This is a genomic window from Lysobacter sp. TAB13, from assembly GCF_052113885.1.
GTDB classification, from domain to species: Bacteria; Pseudomonadota; Gammaproteobacteria; order Xanthomonadales; family Xanthomonadaceae; genus Lysobacter; species Lysobacter gummosus.
This window is the reverse complement of sequence record NZ_JBFRDR010000388.1, coordinates 1-365: the sequence shown is the minus strand read 5'-3', so window position 1 is coordinate 365 and position 365 is coordinate 1. Positions and strand designations below refer to the sequence as shown.

Genomic DNA, 365 nt, shown 5'->3' with positions numbered 1-365 from the left:
CTTCTGCCCATGGCGGCGGCCGCGGATTCAATCACGGTGGCGAATAATGGGGGCGCTGCCGGCGCGGGCTACCGCGAGGCCTATTACAAGCCCTTCACGGCGATGACCGGCCACGTCGTCGTCGACGATTCCTTCAACCAGGAACTCGCCAAGCTCCGGTCGCAGGTCGAGACGGGCAATCTCGTCTGGGATGTGGTCAGCCTGACCGCGATCAACGAGGCGACAGCCTGCGAGGAAGGCCTGATCGAGCGCATCGACTGGGCGCGCTATGTCGATCCCAAGGACTTCGCCGCTGTCGGCGGCTTCGGCCAATGCGGGCTGCCGAACAATTTCGTGTCCGGCTCGCTGGTCTATGACACCAAGCG

General features: G+C 64.4%; 1 protein-coding gene. It reads left to right on the top strand.

Features of this window, described 5'->3' with window-relative positions; all coding sequences use genetic code 11:
- Positions 1-365 (top strand): hypothetical protein (locus AB4Y92_RS26635; protein WP_441822354.1); only part of this gene is annotated, 365 nt, incomplete at both ends.